The organism is Peptostreptococcus anaerobius VPI 4330 = DSM 2949, assembly GCF_000381525.1.
In the GTDB taxonomy this organism is placed as follows: Bacteria; Bacillota; Clostridia; order Peptostreptococcales; family Peptostreptococcaceae; genus Peptostreptococcus; species Peptostreptococcus anaerobius.
Window position 1 is genome coordinate 31,728 of sequence record NZ_KB906612.1, and the last position, 17,077, is coordinate 48,804.

13 protein-coding genes are annotated in these 17,077 nt (G+C 37.2%); all 13 read left to right on the plus strand.

Going from position 1 to position 17,077, the window contains the following annotated elements:
* Positions 1 to 39: 39 nt before the first annotated feature.
* The 13 genes from glyQ to recA all read left to right on the plus strand — a co-directional run bounded on the left by glyQ (position 40) and on the right by recA (position 17,049).
* Positions 40 to 924: a glycine--tRNA ligase subunit alpha gene (glyQ, locus tag F823_RS0103945; protein WP_002844456.1), complete on the plus strand. Its 885-nt coding sequence runs from the start codon at positions 40 to 42 to the stop codon at positions 922 to 924.
* Positions 917 to 2,980, plus strand: a complete 2,064-nt coding sequence (gene glyS, locus F823_RS0103950; RefSeq protein WP_019595401.1) for a glycine--tRNA ligase subunit beta — start codon at positions 917 to 919, stop codon at positions 2,978 to 2,980. Before glyQ ends, glyS begins: the two co-directional genes overlap by 8 nt.
* A gap of 288 nt (positions 2,981 to 3,268) precedes the next feature.
* The gene (ccpN, locus tag F823_RS0103955; RefSeq protein WP_002845494.1) at positions 3,269 to 3,901 is read left to right on the plus strand and encodes a transcriptional regulator CcpN; all 633 of its coding nucleotides are present in this window, start codon (positions 3,269 to 3,271) and stop codon (positions 3,899 to 3,901) included.
* A gap of 13 nt (positions 3,902 to 3,914) precedes the next feature.
* On the plus strand, positions 3,915 to 4,754 hold the full coding sequence (locus F823_RS0103960) for a pyruvate, water dikinase regulatory protein (protein WP_002844464.1): 840 nt from the start codon (positions 3,915 to 3,917) through the stop codon (positions 4,752 to 4,754).
* Positions 4,755 to 4,771: 17 nt separating this feature from the next.
* Complete coding sequence (gene ppdK, locus F823_RS0103965) at positions 4,772 to 7,417, plus strand: pyruvate, phosphate dikinase (RefSeq protein ID WP_002845493.1); 2,646 nt, start codon at positions 4,772 to 4,774, stop codon at positions 7,415 to 7,417.
* A 322-nt stretch (positions 7,418 to 7,739) separates the two neighbouring features.
* Entirely contained in the window at positions 7,740 to 8,219 is a 480-nt protein-coding gene (locus F823_RS0103970) for a GtrA family protein (protein WP_002845492.1), read from the plus strand.
* A 140-nt stretch (positions 8,220 to 8,359) separates the two neighbouring features.
* Positions 8,360 to 8,830: a COG2426 family protein gene (locus tag F823_RS0103975; protein WP_019595402.1), complete on the plus strand. Its 471-nt coding sequence runs from the start codon at positions 8,360 to 8,362 to the stop codon at positions 8,828 to 8,830.
* A 94-nt stretch (positions 8,831 to 8,924) separates the two neighbouring features.
* On the plus strand, positions 8,925 to 9,848 hold the full coding sequence (locus tag F823_RS0103980; protein WP_019595403.1) for a nucleotidyltransferase family protein: 924 nt from the start codon (positions 8,925 to 8,927) through the stop codon (positions 9,846 to 9,848).
* Between the two features lie 231 nt (positions 9,849 to 10,079).
* Positions 10,080 to 11,333, plus strand: a complete 1,254-nt coding sequence (locus tag F823_RS0103985; RefSeq protein ID WP_002845489.1) for a M16 family metallopeptidase — start codon at positions 10,080 to 10,082, stop codon at positions 11,331 to 11,333.
* Entirely contained in the window at positions 11,333 to 13,762 is a 2,430-nt protein-coding gene (locus F823_RS0103990; RefSeq protein ID WP_002845488.1) for an FtsK/SpoIIIE family DNA translocase, read from the plus strand. Before F823_RS0103985 ends, F823_RS0103990 begins: the two co-directional genes overlap by 1 nt.
* A gap of 39 nt (positions 13,763 to 13,801) precedes the next feature.
* A complete protein-coding gene (rimO, locus tag F823_RS0103995; RefSeq protein ID WP_019595404.1) occupies positions 13,802 to 15,151 on the plus strand; it encodes a 30S ribosomal protein S12 methylthiotransferase RimO in 1,350 nt (449 codons plus the stop codon).
* Between the two features lie 12 nt (positions 15,152 to 15,163).
* A complete protein-coding gene (gene pgsA / locus F823_RS0104000) occupies positions 15,164 to 15,703 on the plus strand; it encodes a CDP-diacylglycerol--glycerol-3-phosphate 3-phosphatidyltransferase (RefSeq protein WP_019595405.1) in 540 nt (179 codons plus the stop codon).
* 290 nt (positions 15,704 to 15,993) lie between these two features.
* Complete coding sequence (gene recA / locus F823_RS0104005) at positions 15,994 to 17,049, plus strand: recombinase RecA (RefSeq protein WP_019595406.1); 1,056 nt, start codon at positions 15,994 to 15,996, stop codon at positions 17,047 to 17,049.
* The last annotated feature ends 28 nt before the right edge of the window (positions 17,050 to 17,077 follow it).

Genomic DNA, 17,077 nt, shown 5'->3' on the forward strand with positions numbered 1-17,077 from the left:
ACAAAAATAGCTAGTTATTTATACATAAGGAGGAATTATATGAATTTTCAAGAGATGATATTGACTTTGCAAAAATATTGGGCAAAGCAGGGATGTATAATGACTCAGCCTTATGATGTTGAAAAGGGTGCGGGTACTATGAATCCCAATACTTTTCTAAAGTCTCTAGGACCTGAGCCATGGAACGTATGTTATGTTGAGCCATCAAGAAGGCCGGCAGATGGTAGGTATGGAGAAAACCCTAATAGACTATACCAGCACCACCAGTTCCAGGTAATACTAAAACCATCACCAGACGATATTCAGGATCTATATCTTGACTCACTAAGAGAGATAGGTATCAATCCAGATGAGCATGACATTAGATTTGTCGAGGATAACTGGGAAGCTGCTACAGTAGGAGCATGGGGCCTAGGATGGGAAGTATGGTTAGATGGTATGGAAATAACTCAGTTTACATATTTCCAGCAGGTAGGTAATATAGAGTGTGAGCTAGAGACTGGAGAAATTACATATGGTCTTGAAAGAATAGCAATGTATATCCAGGATGTTGATAGCGTTTATGACCTACAGTGGAATGATAATATAAAATATGGAGATGTCTTTAAAAGACAAGAATATGAAAACACTAGGTATGCATTTGATGATTGTAATGCAGATATGTTATTTAAGGTATTTGATATGTTTGAAGAAGAGGCAGTTAGACTTGCTGATATAGGACTTGTAATACCATGCTATGACTATGTACTTAAGTGTTCTCATATATTTAATACTTTGGAAGCTAGAGGAGCTATCGGTGTTAGCCAGAGAGCAGCATTTATAGGTAAGATAAGGTCTCTTGCCAAGATAGTTGCAGAGAGCTATGTTAAGCAGAGAGAAGAGTTAGGTTATCCTCTAATGAAGGCAGGTGAAGACAATGAATAATTATTTACTATATGAAATAGGTGTTGAAGAAATGCCATCAAGATTTGTCCAGTCTACACTTGACCAGTTAGTTAGTGGCTTAAAGTCAAGACTAGAGGAAAAGAGAGTGGCCTTTGAAGATATAGACACTTTTGCAACACCAAGAAGACTTATCCTAGTTGTAAAGGGTCTAGCAGATAGACAGGCAGACCTAGAAGAAGAAGTAAAGGGACCAGCCAAAAAGATTTCTATAGCAGAGGATGGTAGTTTTACAAAGGCAGCCCAAGGATTTATGAGGGGTAAGGGCCTAAGTGAGTCTGATGTATACTTTAAGGACTTAAATGGTACTGAGTATATATTTGCTACAATAAGAGAAGAAGGTAAAGATACTGATGAGGTTCTTATGGAAGTACTTCCTGAGATAGTAAAATCAGTAGTATTCCCTAAGTCAATGCGTTGGGGTGGCAAGAATATGAGATTTGTCAGACCTATAAGATGGTTGGTTGCCCTACACAATGACAAGGTTGTGCCAGTTGACCTTGAGGGAATAATAGCATCTAATGTTACAGTTGGTCATAGGTTCCTAGGTGCCAAGTCTATAGAGGTATCATCTATAGAAGATTACTTCAAGAAACTTGAAGAAAACTTTGTAGTATACGATCAGGACCTTAGAAAAGACATGATAAGAAAGCAGATAGACCAAGTTGCAGCTTCAATAGGTGGCAAGGTCGAGATGGATGAAGAACTACTAGATGAAGTTACTTATATAGTAGAGTATCCAACTGCATTTTATGGAGAATTTGACAAGTCATATACTGAACTACCAAAGGAAGTAGTAAAAACTCCTATGAAGGCCCACCAGAGATATTTCCCAGTGGTTGGAGAGGACTCAAATCTTCTGCCATACTTTATAGCTGTTAGAAATGGTAATGACTATAAGATAGAAAATGTTAAGGCTGGTAATGAAAAAGTACTTGAGGCTAGACTTGCAGATGCTAAATTCTTCTTCAATGAAGACAGACAGCATGATCTAGAATACTACAGGAACAAGCTAAATACAGTAGTATTCCAGGAAAAGCTTGGAACTCTACTTGACAAGTCTGAGAGAATATACAATATAGCCAAGGTATACGGAAAGGAAGTTGATGTAAATATAGAAGACCTAGAGTCAGCTGCCTACTATGCCAAGGCGGACCTTGTAACTAACATGGTATTTGAATTTGATGAATTACAGGGTTACATGGGTATGCAGTACTCAAGGCTAGAAGGAAAGAACGACACAGTTTCAAAGGCTATATACGAACACTATATGCCAAGATTTAACGGTGATACAGTACCTTCAACTATGGAGGGGGCTATACTTTCTATAATAGACAAGATGGATACTATAGCAGGATTCTTTGCAATAGGCATACAGCCAACTGGTTCAGCCGATCCATTTGCCCTTAGAAGACAGTGCATAGGTATACTTACAATACTTCTAGAAAAGAATATTGAAATAGACGTAGCTAGACTAGCTTCAATATCTCTTGACCAGTATTCAAGTGTAGAATTTGACAAGGATTCAGTAATTGATAACATAATAGAATTCTTCAATGAAAGAACTAAGAACATGTTCAAGGATATGGGTATCAGGTATGACGTTGTCGAGGCTGTCCTTGCAAGTGATGAAAAGAATATATCTGACCTATATGTAAGAGCTGAGGCTATGAACAAGTGGATAGACAGGGATTCTTTGACTGATATGCTTGTAGCCTTCAATAGAGTATCTAATCTGGCAGAGGGAGCTGAAACTGATAAGATAGATCAAGCCTTATTGTTAGAAGACGTTGAAAAAGAACTTTATGATAACTTCAAGGATGTAGATTCAAAGATTAGTGACCTAATGGACCAGAAGGAGTACACAAAGTCTCTTGATGCGTTCGCTAGTCTAAAACCAGCGGTTGACAATTTCTTTGACAATGTAATGGTAATGTCAGACAACCCAAAACTTAGAACTAATAGACTTGCCCTATTAAAGAATATCAGCGATTCAATGCTAAAGGTTTGTGACCTTACTAAGATAGTTTATAAATAGCATACAAATAGTATGTAATATATATGGCAAATTCTATATTCATTAGAGATATAGAAAAAAACACATGTGAATATTTGAAGATGACTTATAGTTACATGTAGATAAAATCCTTATAAATGGCCTGGTTGACTAGTTTGACCAGGCTGTTTATATATGATGCATATTTATTTAATAGTATGTATTATTTTTTTGATAAACCTATTGATTAATCATAAATAACATATTATAATATACTATATAAGAAATAAGGATATATTGTATATACTAATACGGAGATTTTGAGAGAAGGTGCTTCATATAAAACTTAATGAGAGACAATTAAAAATAATCGACATAGTAAAGCAATATGAGCCGATAACGGGTGAAAAGATTGCTGAGAGGCTAAATGTCACAAGAGCTACCTTGAGATCAGATCTAGTGGTATTGACGATGACAAATATACTGGATGCTAGACCAAAGGTTGGCTACTTTTATGTTGGTGAAGGCGACTTCAACAATGAAAAAAATAGGATGAAGGATGTCAAGGTTTCAGATGTGATGGGGGTACCTATGATAGCCCATCAAGGTGATTCAGTCTATGATGTGATAGTTAATCTTTTCATAGAAGATGCTGGTGGCGTATTCATCTTGGATGAGTCTGACAACTTATGTGGAGTTGTATCTAGAAAAGACCTACTTAAGGCCACTATTGGTGGTGGAGATGTCAACAAGATGCCAATAGGAATGATAATGACGAGAATGCCAAATGTGGCGATAATAGAGGAAAATCAATCAATCAGTGATGCGGCGGCATTGCTAGTAAAGAGGGAAGTAGATAGTCTACCTGTTGTTAGATTCAATGAAATGAGAAACAAGATGACGGTTGTGGGCAAGGTATCAAAGACACTCATTACTAGGTTATTCGTCGAATTAACAGAATAAAAGTGAGGTAAATATGGATAATACTATAGATATATATATTGTTTCAGATTCTTTGGGGGAAACTGCAAAAACAGTTGCAAAGGCTTGTATATACCAGTTTCCAAACCACGAGAATTGGAATATAAGGAGACACCCATACATAAACAACAAGAATCTTCTTATGGACGTTTTGGAGAAGGCCAAAGAAGTAAATGCACTTGTAATGTACAGTATGGTAAATCAGGAACTAGTTGATTACGCAAAATCATACTGTGAGGACAACAACATATCATATATAGATTTGCTATCAAGTGTAATTGGTCAGATGGCAGAAAAGGCTGGAATAGAGCCTATAAGAGAGCCAGGCGTTATAAGAAAGATGGATAAGTCGTATTTTGATAGGATTGAGGCAATTGAATTTGCTGTTAAATATGATGATGGTAAGGATCCTAGAGGTGTCCTAAAGGCAGATGTTGTATTAGTTGGTATATCTAGAACATCAAAGACGCCACTGTCAATGTATCTTGCCAACAAGCAGCTAAAAGTTGCCAATGTGCCTTTAGTGCCAGAGGTTCCAATACCAAAGGAACTTATGGAAGTTGAGACTAAGAGGATAATAGGTCTTACAAATTCACCAGATACCCTAAACAGGATCAGGATGGAAAGGTTAAGGGCTTTAGGACTTTCAGGGGCAGCCAACTATGCTAAACTTGAGAGAATACTTGAGGAACTTGACTATTCAGAAGAGATAATGAAGACTTTAAAGTGTCCAGTTATCAATGTTTCAAACAAGGCTATAGAAGAGACAGCAGGGATAATAATAGACATATTAAAAGAAAATGGTGTAGCCGTTGAAAAAGACTACTCAATATAAAAATTAGGAGGAATCTAATGAGTACAAAATTTGTTTACAGTTTTGATGAAGGTAATAAGGATATGAGAGGCCTGCTAGGTGGTAAGGGTGCCAACCTAGCAGAAATGACTAATATTGGTCTTCCAGTACCTCAGGGATTTACAATAACTACAGAAGCTTGTAATGACTATTATGAAAACGATTTAAAAATCAGACAAGAAGTAATAGACCAGGTAGAAGACAAACTAGCTCAGCTTGAAAGAGAACAAGGCAAGAAGCTAGGAAGTGACAACAATCCATTGTTGGTATCAGTAAGATCTGGTGCAGTTTTCTCAATGCCAGGTATGATGGATACAATACTTAACCTTGGTCTTAACGATACAAGTGTAAAGGGTCTAATAGATTCTACAAAGAACGAAAGATTCTCATATGATTCATATAGAAGATTTATACAGATGTTCTCAGACGTTGCTATGGAAGTTCCAAAGTATAAGTTTGAAAACGTTCTAGACAAGATGAAGGAAGCTAAAGGATATAGTTCAGACCTTGATCTTACAACTGATGACCTAAAGGTTATAGTAGAAGAATTCAAGAAGATATATAAGGATGAAATAGGAGAAGACTTCCCACAGGATCCTAAGAAGCAGTTGATGCTTGCTATAGAGGCAGTATTTAGATCTTGGAACAACCCAAGAGCTATAGTATATAGAAAATTAAACGATATACCAGGAAACCTTGGTACAGCTGTAAATATCCAGTCAATGGTATTCGGTAATATGGGTATGTCATCAGGTACAGGTGTTGCCTTTACTAGAAACCCATCAACAGGAGAAAATAGACTATTTGGTGAATACTTGATAAATGCCCAGGGTGAAGACGTTGTTGCAGGTATAAGAACACCTCAGTCAATAGATACACTTAAGGAAGAAATGCCTGAAATGTATGATCAGTTTGTAAATATTACACAGAAATTAGAGGCTCATTACAAGGATATGCAGGATATAGAATTTACAATAGAAAACGGTAAGCTATATATCCTACAGACTAGAAATGGTAAGAGAACAGCTAAGGCTGCTATAAATGTAGTAGTTGACCTAGTAAACGCTGGTACAATAGACAAGGAAGAGGCTATAATGAGAATTGAGCCAAATCAGTTAGACCAGTTATTACACCCAACATTTGATCCAAAGGCCCTAAAGTCTGCAGAATTACTTGCTAAGGGTCTTCCAGCATCTCCAGGTGCTGCAACAGGTAAGGTATACTTCCATGCAGATGATGCAGTTCTTCATGCCAAGGAAGGTGAAAAGGTTCTACTAGTTAGACAGGAGACTTCTCCAGAAGATATAGAAGGTATGGTAAGTGCTGAAGGTATACTTACAGCAAGAGGTGGTATGACTTCTCATGCTGCAGTTGTTGCTAGAGGTATGGGTAAGTGCTGTGTAGCAGGTTGTGGTGAATTAAGAGTTGATGAAGCAGCTAGAGAAATCAGATGTGGAGACAGGATAATAAAGGAAGGTCAGTACCTTTCAATAGATGGTTCTTCAGGTTGTGTATACCTAGGTTCAGTTGAAATGACTAGTGTAGAACTAGTTGGTAACTTCGAAGTATTTATGAACTGGGTAGACGAAATAAGAGATATGATGGTTAGGACAAATGCCGACAACCCAAGAGATGCTAAGAAGGCTATAGAGTTCGGTGCAGAGGGTATAGGTCTTTGTAGAACTGAGCATATGTTCTTTGAAGAAGATAGAATACCAGCTGTTAGAGAAATGATAATAGCTGAAAATGTAGAAGATAGGGTAAAGGCACTAGATAAGTTACTTCCATTCCAGAGAGAAGACTTCCACGGAATCTTCAAGGCAATGGATGGCAAGCCATGTAACATCAGACTATTGGACCCACCACTACATGAATTCCTACCTCATGATGATGCATCAATAGAGGAACTTGCAAAGCAGATGGGAATTAGACCAAGTGATCTTAAGAAGAGAGTTGTTGACTTAGATGAATTCAACCCAATGCTAGGACACAGAGGTTGTAGACTTGCTGTTACATATCCAGAAATATGTATAATGCAGGCAAGGGCTATAGCTCAGGGTGCAGTACTTGCTACTAAGGACGGACACAAGGTAACACCTGAAATAATGGTTCCACTTGTTGGTCATGTAAATGAATTAAAGATGCTTAGACCACTAATAGAAGAAGCTGTAAACGAAGAGTTTGAAAAGGCTGGAGTAAAGGTAGACTACACAGTAGGTACAATGATAGAAATACCAAGAGCTTGTGTAACTGCTGATGAAATAGCAGAGGTTGCTGACTTCTTCTCATTCGGTACAAACGACCTTACTCAGATGGGATTCGGTTATTCAAGAGACGACGCTGGTAAGTTCCTTGGAGAATATGTAGACAAGGGAATACTTGAAAAAGACCCATTCCAGGTACTAGAACAAAAGGGTATAGGGAGACTAGTTCAGATGGCTGCAGAGCTTGGTAGAGGCGTTAAGCCAAACCTAAAGCTAGGAATCTGTGGAGAACACGGTGGAGAACCATCTTCAGTAGAATTCTGCTACAATACAGGTCTAGACTATGTATCTTGCTCACCATTCAGAGTGCCAATCGCAAGACTAGCTGCTGCTCAGGCAACTGTTAAGAAGAGAAAGGGCGACTCACATAGAGACAAATAAAATCATATAAAATTATATAAACCATAAGTAATCAACCCCTATTGACTGGTATTGACCAAGATTTAGGGGTTGATATTTTTTAGTGGGGTCAAAAAGTAGGCTTTTAATACCTATGCGCTCAAAAAATCATGGGTCATATGGTTACCTGTTGATTTACTTAGGTATTTATTCTTGCAAATATTTGCTTATTTGTATATAATGTTAGAAGCAATGTGAGAAATATGAATATTTTGTGTGGATTTAATATAAGGTTAGAAGCAGTGTAAGAAATATAAATATTTTGTGTGTTTTAAATATATGATATAATTTGGGGGCTACTATAATGATAATTGAGTACTATAAAAGATATAAAAGTGTTATTTCATATTTATTTTTTGGTGTATTGACTACTATTGTAAATATTGTAACATATAACCTACTCTACTACAAGTTTGGTGTCACTAATGTGGTGTCAAATATAGTAGCATGGGTGCTGGCAGTTTTATTTGCCTATATTACAAATAAATTATATGTGTTTAACAGCAAGTCATGGGAGATAGACTACTTGCTTAGGGAGATACCCTTGTTTTTCTCTGCTAGGCTCCTAACAGGCATCATTGATACAGCTATTATGTATATGGCTGTTGACTTGATGAATCAGGAGGCCTTTGTATGGAAGTTGCTTACAAATGTAATTGTTGTGGTTCTCAATTACCTTGCTAGTAAGTTTATAATCTTTAAAGATAGAGATAAAGAAAAAGATAAAGATAAAGATATAGATAAAGATATAGATAAAGATATAGATATAGATACCAATTCATAATAAGCGTATAACTAAACAATAGCATCACTATAATTAGGATTACAAATACTTGATTTTATATGTAAACGATTGAATTGAAACTTATAGAAGAGTATGGTATAATAAACAGATGTAAATATTTTAATTGGGGGTATGTGGATATGATGGACCTTATTGTTACTTTGAAAAAAGAATTGATAGTCTTTTTTGTATCTATGTTACCCATAATAGAACTAAAGGGAGCCATACCCATTGGTCTGTCTTTAGGTTTGAGTGCTAGGACATCTATAATTTTTTCTGTCTTGGGGAGTTGCATACCATGTCCATTTATATTGTATGGCATAAATAGGGTCTTGTTTCAGCTTGAGAGCATAAGGCCTCTTAAGTTGAGGATTTTGAATATGAAGTCCAAGGTCTTGAGAAGAGGCAAGTATGTCAATAGAATAGGTAGGATAGGCCTGTTTTTATTTGTTGCAATTCCACTTCCTGGAACGGGTGTATGGAGTGGTAGTCTTTTGGCTGTCTTGCTTGGTTTTAGACCCAAGAATGTATTGCCATATATTATAGTTGGCAATATTGTGGCAGGCTTTATTATAGCTACAGTTAGCTATGGTGTTGTTAGCATATTGTAAAGTAGAAATATATAGTTTACCAAGTGCATTTGTGTGCTTGAGTTGATTTTTTATTTTAATTCAAATAATAAATAAGTATAGTAGGGAGAATATAATGAGAACTTCGTTAGTAATAATGGCTGCTGGCATAGGGTCAAGATATGGTGCTAGTATAAAGCAGTTGGAATCAGTAGGCAAGTCTGGTGAGATAATCATGGACTATTCAGTACATGATGCTATAAATGCTGGATTTAATAAGATTATTTTTATAATTCGTGAAGATATCAAGGAAGACTTTATGGAGGTAATAGGTAATAGGATTGAAAAAATCTGCAGCAAAAATAATGTGGAGGTAGCCTATGCCTACCAAGATTTAAACGATCTACCTGAGGGGGTAAGCTTGCCTGATGGACGTAAAAAGCCATGGGGAACAGGTCAAGCGGTCTTATCCTGTAGAGATATCATAAATGAGCCTTTTGCAGTTATAAACGCAGATGATTATTATGGAAAGGAATCATTTGTAAATATACATGAATTTTTGATTTCAAACTCATCTAAAGAGAAGAGTTATTGTATGTCTGGATTTATCCTTAAAAACACTCTTAGTGAAAACGGTGGTGTTACAAGGGGCATATGTTCAGTAGATGAAAATGACTACCTTACTGATGTTGAAGAAACTTACAATATAGTAAAGACAAAAGAAGGTGCTGAGACAGAAGGTAGAAAAATAGATGTCAACTCATATGTATCTATGAATATGTGGGGATTTACTCCTGAGTATATAGATATACTTGAGGATGGTTTTAAGGAGTTTTTCGACAAGCTAGCTGAGGACAAAGCCTTGTCAGCAGAATACCTTATACCAATACATATAGGTGGCCTACTTGAAGATGGTAAAATATCTGTTAAGCTACTAGAAACTCATGACAAGTGGTTTGGAATAACTTATAGAGAGGACCTTGATGCAGTTATAAAATCATTTGACGAGCTGATTGAAGAGGGAGTTTATTCTAAAGACCTATTTGAGGATATGAGATAAGAATAAATTGTGAATAGTTTTATATAGTATAAGTGAGCCTTATAGGTTTTTCTGTTAGATAACAGATGTCTATTAAAAGGCTCTTTTCTTGTTTAGGCATGTATTTGAAAGCTAAAGTTAAGACGGTGGGGGTAATATATAATAGGTACAAGTAAATATAAAACATTTATAGCCATATAAGAAAAAATTACCTATTTCTATGTTATAATGAAAGGTAAATGATAAAAAGAGGTGAATATTATAAAAGAAAAAATATTAAAAAATGGAGTTAGAATTGTCGCTGAAGAGATACCATATGTCAAGTCTGTATCTCTAGGCGTTTGGATAAATGTAGGTTCTAGGATGGAATCAGAAGACAATAGGGGAATAGCCCACTTTATAGAGCATATGCTTTTCAAGGGGACTAAGACTAGGTCTGCCAAGAAGATATCTAATGACATTGACTACTACGGTGGCAACATCAATGCCTTTACGACACATGACCATACTTGCTATCATGTCAAGATGCCATACAACCATATAGACAGGGGCATAGAGGTCTTGGCTGACATACTAAAGAATTCCGTCTTTGATGAAAATGAGATAGAAAAAGAAAAGTCTGTTATAAGAGAAGAACTAAAAATGTATGAAGATTCTCCTGAGGACTATGTATATGAAGAACTTCTTAAAAGGGTTCATTCAAATAAGGGCATAGGCAGGAATGTACTGGGAACTCTTGAATCTATACAGGATATCAACAGAGAAAAGATAATTGACTTCTTTGATAGCCACTATGTTGCTAACAATTCTGTTATAGTTGCAAGTGGCAACTTTGATTTTGATGATCTAGTTGATAAGATAGAAGACAACTTTTCTTCTTGGAAGTCCTATGATGTATCTACTATTCAAGAGGGACAGGACTTTTTACCTATTGCCTTTGTTGAGGACAGGGAGGACGAGCAAGCCAATATAGCCATAGTATTTGAGTGTCCAGATGATAGGGTGGACAAGGATTTTTATGGGGTCAAACTTCTAGGTAATATATTGGGCAACTCACCTAGTTCAAGGCTCTTCCAGCATATAAGGGAAGAAAAGGGCCTATCCTATAGTATATATTCTTCAGATAGTTTCTATAGAAATTATGCTGAATTTGGAATCTATGCTAGTATGGCTATTGATAATTTAAAAGAAGTGTATAGGCTTGTCAAAAAGGAGATAGCAGACCTTGTAGACAATTATATTACAAGAGACGAACTCCTATTTGCCAAGGAGCAGTACAAGGGCAGTGTCTTGATGAATATTGAGGATACTGAGGACAGGATGCTCTTGATAGGAGAGTATGAAATAGAAGGCAAAAAACTCAAGTCAACTGAAGAGATAAGTCAGATAGTGGACGATATAGATATTGACTACATGAAGGATCTAATAGATAGGATATTTAGTAAACCTATGGCAATTGGAGTCACAGGAAAGGGAGTTAAGGCTATTATGAAAGGGGTGTTATAGTGGCTAAGAATTCAAAGGGGAGACCAAAAAGACCTCCTCAGTCAAAACAGAGTAGAAAAAGAAGGAGTCCTGTTAAGGGAAGGCAGAGAGAATATAACCCAGAATATCACAATTTGATTATTATATTTTTAGGTCTATTTATAGGATATGGACTAATGTCATCATCAGGAGCTCTTCTGCCTAGAATAATACAGCTGATATTTAAGGGATTATTTGGTGGACTTGCTATCCTTGTGCCACTTGTCCTAGTACTAGCAGGTATAACAGGATTTATCCGCAATAACGAAAAAATAAATAGGATTAGAAGAACCAAGATGAAGTATATAATACCTATATTCTTGATACTTTATTATGGTTTGATCAACTATGCTCAGTCACCTTCATCTAGTCCACTAAGGATGGATGAAATACAGGATATAATAAAGATGGGTGTTTCAAGAGAGGGTATGGGACTTATACCTTCATTTGTGACTTATTACTTGACACATCTACTTGGACTTGTGGGTGCATGGCTTATAGTAGTGTTTGCTACGATTATATGCATACTACAGGTTATGGACATATCTATAGCAGATATGATAGAGCTTGCCCAGAATCCTTCTAATGGCAGGGCAAATATATTGTCAAAGCTAAAGGTGTTCAATAAAAACAAGACAAATGTAGATGGAATTGAGGAAACGACTGTTATCAGTAAGACAGGTATATTCTCAAAGATAAAGGACAAGTTTAAAAAGAATGACCAAGATAGTCCTGAAGAAGAGGATGATACAGATAAGACTATAAAAATAGTTGGTTTCAACAAGGCAGAGGACGACTATCTTGAAATACTAGAAGGAACTCAGAGCCTATCAGACCTTGAAGTCCTTCAGAAGCTACAGCAGGGTGACCTAGAGGGTATAGATGGTATCACACCGAACTTAAATGATATTGGTCCTAAGAGTAAGTTGATGGGTGGTCCCGGTCAGATAGTCGAACCAGAAAAAGAAGATTTATTTGAAGAAGAAAACGAGCATATAAAATATGCAAACTATAAGATGCCACCTGTTTCACTCCTTAATAAGGTTGTGAACAAGTCTGACAAGAGGTCAAAGCAAAAGGTACTAGAAAATGCAAGAAGACTAGAGCAGACTCTTAGGGACTTTGGTGTTGAGGCATCTATCAACCAGGTTACGGTTGGACCTACTATCACTAGGTACGAAATACAGCCAAGACCGGGTGTTAAGGTGAGTAAGATAGTCAACCTTACAGATGATATAGCCCTATCTCTTGCAGCCAAGTCTATAAGAATGGAAGCCCCAATACCGGGTAAAAATGCCATAGGTATAGAGGTTCCAAACGAGGAGTCTCAGATGGTAGGCATAAGAGAAATCATAGAGAGCAAGGAGTTCAATGGATACCCTTCTAAGCTGGCCATGGGACTAGGCAAGGACGTTGCAGGCAGGATTATAATTGGTGATATAGCCAAGATGCCACACCTACTAATAGCAGGTTCTACTGGTTCAGGTAAGTCTGTATGTGTAAATACCTTGATCACTAGTTTGGTATACAAGGCCAAGCCAGACGAGGTCAAATTGATATTGATAGACCCTAAGGTTGTCGAGCTATCCAACTATAACGGAATACCTCACCTCTTGATACCAGTTGTAACAGACCCTAAAAAGGCTGCCAATGCTCTTACTTGGGCTGTTACTGAGATGAATAGAAGGTATAAGCTCTTTGCAGAGACTCAGGTAAAGGATATAAAGAGTTACAACGAAAAGACGGATAATCCACTTCCTAGAATAGTAATAATAATAGACGAGTTGGCTGACCTTATGATGGTATCTGCCAATGATGTAGAAGACTGTATACACAGGCTTGCCCAGATGGCAAGAGCTGCTGGTATGCACCTTATAGTGGCTACTCAAAGACCTTCTGTAGACGTTATAACAGGTGTGATCAAGGCCAACATACCATCTAGAATAGCATTTGCAGTATCGTCCCAGACGGACTCTAGGACTATAATAGATATGGGTGGAGCCGAAAAACTACTTGGTAAGGGAGATATGTTATTCTATCCTCTTGGAGCAGCCAAGCCAGTCAGACTACAGGGGGCATTTATATCAGAGGCCGAGTCAGACAAGATTATAGAACATATCAAAAATGAGGTTGGAGAGCATACCTATGCAGATGATATAGAAGAGAAGATATCAAATGTAAACACTGATGAAGTATCTTCAGCTGACGAGTTATTGGTCGAGTGTATCGAGTTTGTGGTAGCCAATGGGCAGGCATCTGCATCAATGCTACAGAGAAAGTTCAAGATAGGATTTAACAGGGCTGCAAGGCTCATAGACGATATGGAAGAAAGAGGAATAGTTGGTCCTAGTGAGGGCAGTAAACCTAGAAAGGTCCTTATTTCCAAGCAAGACCTAGAGGGTTTGTTATAGAAAATTAAATTAGAATTAGAGTAAATTGGAGGAATAGATTTGAAAATAGCCTTAGAATCATTAGGATGTTCAAAAAATTTAGTAGATGCGGAGATTATGTTGGGGCTCTTGAACAAGAAGGGCCACCAACTTGTTTCAAGTCCTGAAGGGGCTGATGTAGTTATTGTAAATACTTGTGGATTTATAGAGTCTGCCAAGCAGGAGTCTATAGATTCTATAGTAGAATATGCAGACCTTAAGAACGAGGGTAGTCTAAAGTATCTTTTGGTGTCAGGATGTCTTGCCCAGAGGTATCCAGATGAATTAAAGGAAGAAATACCAGAAATAGATGCTATAGTTGGTACAGGAAGCTACCAAAATATCACAACTGTTGTAGACAACTTGATGACTAGAGATGGTATAGTTGAGATTGGAGATATCAACTTTAGCTTTAATGAAGATCTACCTAGGTATATATCTACACCTGACCACCTAGCCTACCTTAAAATAGGAGAAGGATGCGACAATAATTGTACCTACTGTATAATTCCTAAGTTGAGGGGTAAATATAGGAGTAGGAAGCTAGAAGATCTTTTGGCTGAAGCAGAGGGTCTTTTAGAAAGAGGCGTCAAGGAATTGGTTGTGATAGCCCAGGACACTAGTGTATACGGAAGAGACAGATACGGAAGGGTCATGTTGGCAGAATTACTTGAAAGATTAGCCAAGATGGGCTTTAAGTGGATAAGGGTCATGTATTCTTATCCAGAGGGAATAACGGAAGAAATAGTTGATGTAATAGCTAAATATGACAACCTATGTAGCTATTTTGATATTCCAATGCAGCATGCCAGTGACAGAATCCTAAAGCTGATGAACAGGCATACCAGCAACCAAGAGCTAAGGAGCAAGGTTGAAATGATAAGGTCAAAGATACCAGATGCGACTATAAGGACTACCTTTATAGTAGGTTTTCCTGGTGAGACTGATGAAGACTTTGAGACCCTGCTAGACTTTGTAGAGGATATGGGACTTGACAGGATGGGGGCCTTCACTTATTCAAGAGAAGAAGATACACCGGCTGACAGGCTTCCTGACCATATAGACGAAGATACCAAAAAAGAACGTCTTGAGAGACTGATGATGGTCCAGCAGTCAGTATCTGAAATTATTAATCAGAAAAAGATAGGAAATACCTACGAAGTATTGATAGAAGACCAGATTGACGATACACTATATATAGGTAGAACAAAATATGATGCCGAAGAGATAGACAGCGTCATATATGTTGAAACAAAAAGAGATCTTTCAAGAGGAGACATGGTAGATGTCTTGGTCGAATCAGCTTATGAGTATGACCTTAAAGGCCACCTTGTAGATGAAGTACCAACTATGAAAAAGATAAATATTTAAGGAGGTATTATTATGAACTTACCAAACAAACTCACAGTACTTAGGATATGCATGGTACCATTATTTGTACTATGTATGTACTTGCCTATATCAAGCAAGTATATAATAGCTATGATTATATTTGCCCTTGCATCTATAACAGATATGCTTGATGGAAAGATAGCAAGAGCTAGAAATTTAGTCACAGATTTTGGTAAATTTATGGATCCACTTGCAGACAAGCTACTGGTTATAGCGGCCCTTACTTCAATGATAGAAGTCAATCTAGTTCCAGCATGGATAGTTATAATAATAGTTGCAAGAGAGTTGGCAGTGAGTATTATGAGGGCAATTGCAGCTGCAGAAGGCAAGGTAATAGCTGCTGGATCAAGTGGTAAATTAAAGACAGTAACACAGATGTTTGCGATAATATTCCTATTACTAGGGGCTCATATGGGACCTGGTGTTTTCAAGACTATAGGTGGAGTACTGATATATATAGCTGCCATACTTACTTTGTATTCAGGATATGAATATTTCTATGCAAATAGAAAACTATTTTCTGATATGTAATAGATATAAGAATTGTTCAATAGGCATAATAAAGTATATTAAATATCACATATCACATATTTACAATGCGTAATATCTTAATAATATGTGTTAGACGTGATCATCAATAAGAAGTAATGGCTTGGAAAAATATTAAAGTAGTTTACTTTTAAGTAGTTTTGCCTATATAGATGTAGATAGACTAGCTAGTATATAAAAGTATTCTAAGAGAACATTTGTTCTTGACACTTTGTATCTATTAATTTATAATAAATATATAAGAACAAATGTTTGTATGGAGAGGAAACGAAATGACAATAGACAAGAATAAAATGGATGCCCTTAATGAGGCACTTGGTAAAATTGAAAAAGAGCACGGAAAAGGATCAATAATGAAGCTTGGTGAGACTTCTTCACTAGAGATAGACTCTATACCTACAGGGTCTATAGGTCTCGATGTAGCCCTAGGAGTAGGTGGCTTACCAAGAGGAAGAATAATAGAAGTATATGGACCAGAGTCTTCAGGTAAGACTACTGTAGCCCTTCACTGTATAGCAGAGGCTCAGAAGAGAGATGGTATAGCAGCATTTATAGATGCAGAACACGCACTTGACCCAGTATATGCAAGGGCTCTTGGAGTGGATATAGACAACCTAGTCATATCTCAGCCAGATACAGGAGAACAGGCCCTAGATATAGCAGAGTCCCTTATAAGATCAGGAGCTGTAGATATACTAGTAATAGACTCAGTAGCTGCCCTAGTACCTAAGGCAGAAATAGAAGGTGACATGGGAGATTCTCACGTAGGTCTACAGGCTAGACTTATGTCACAGGCACTTAGAAAATTGACTGGATCTATAAAGAAGTCAAACTGTGTTGTTATATTTATCAACCAGTTGAGAGAAAAAGTAGGGGTTATGTTCGGTAATCCAGAGACAACAACAGGTGGTAGAGCCCTTAAGTTCTTCTCATCAGTAAGACTAGAGGTCAGAAGAATAGAAACTATCAAGCAGGGTGACAAGATGATAGGATCTAGGACAAGGGTCAAGGTTGTAAAGAACAAGGTTGCCCCACCATTCAAGCAGGTAGAGTTTGACATTATGTACGGTACAGGAATATCAAAGATGGGCGACCTACTAGAAGTAGCAACAGGTATAGATGTTGTCAAAAAATCAGGTGCATGGTACAGTTACAAGGATAGCAAGATAGGCCAGGGTAGAGAGAATTCAAAGGCATTCTTGGAAGAAAATGAAGATATAGCAAATGAAATAGAGGCAAAGGTAAGAGAATACTACGGCCTTGACTTTGACAGTGAGAACATATCAATTGAAGAGGCTAAGATGGGTGAGGAACAACTTACTTTCTAGCAAGATAAATTGGAAATTAATTACTAGT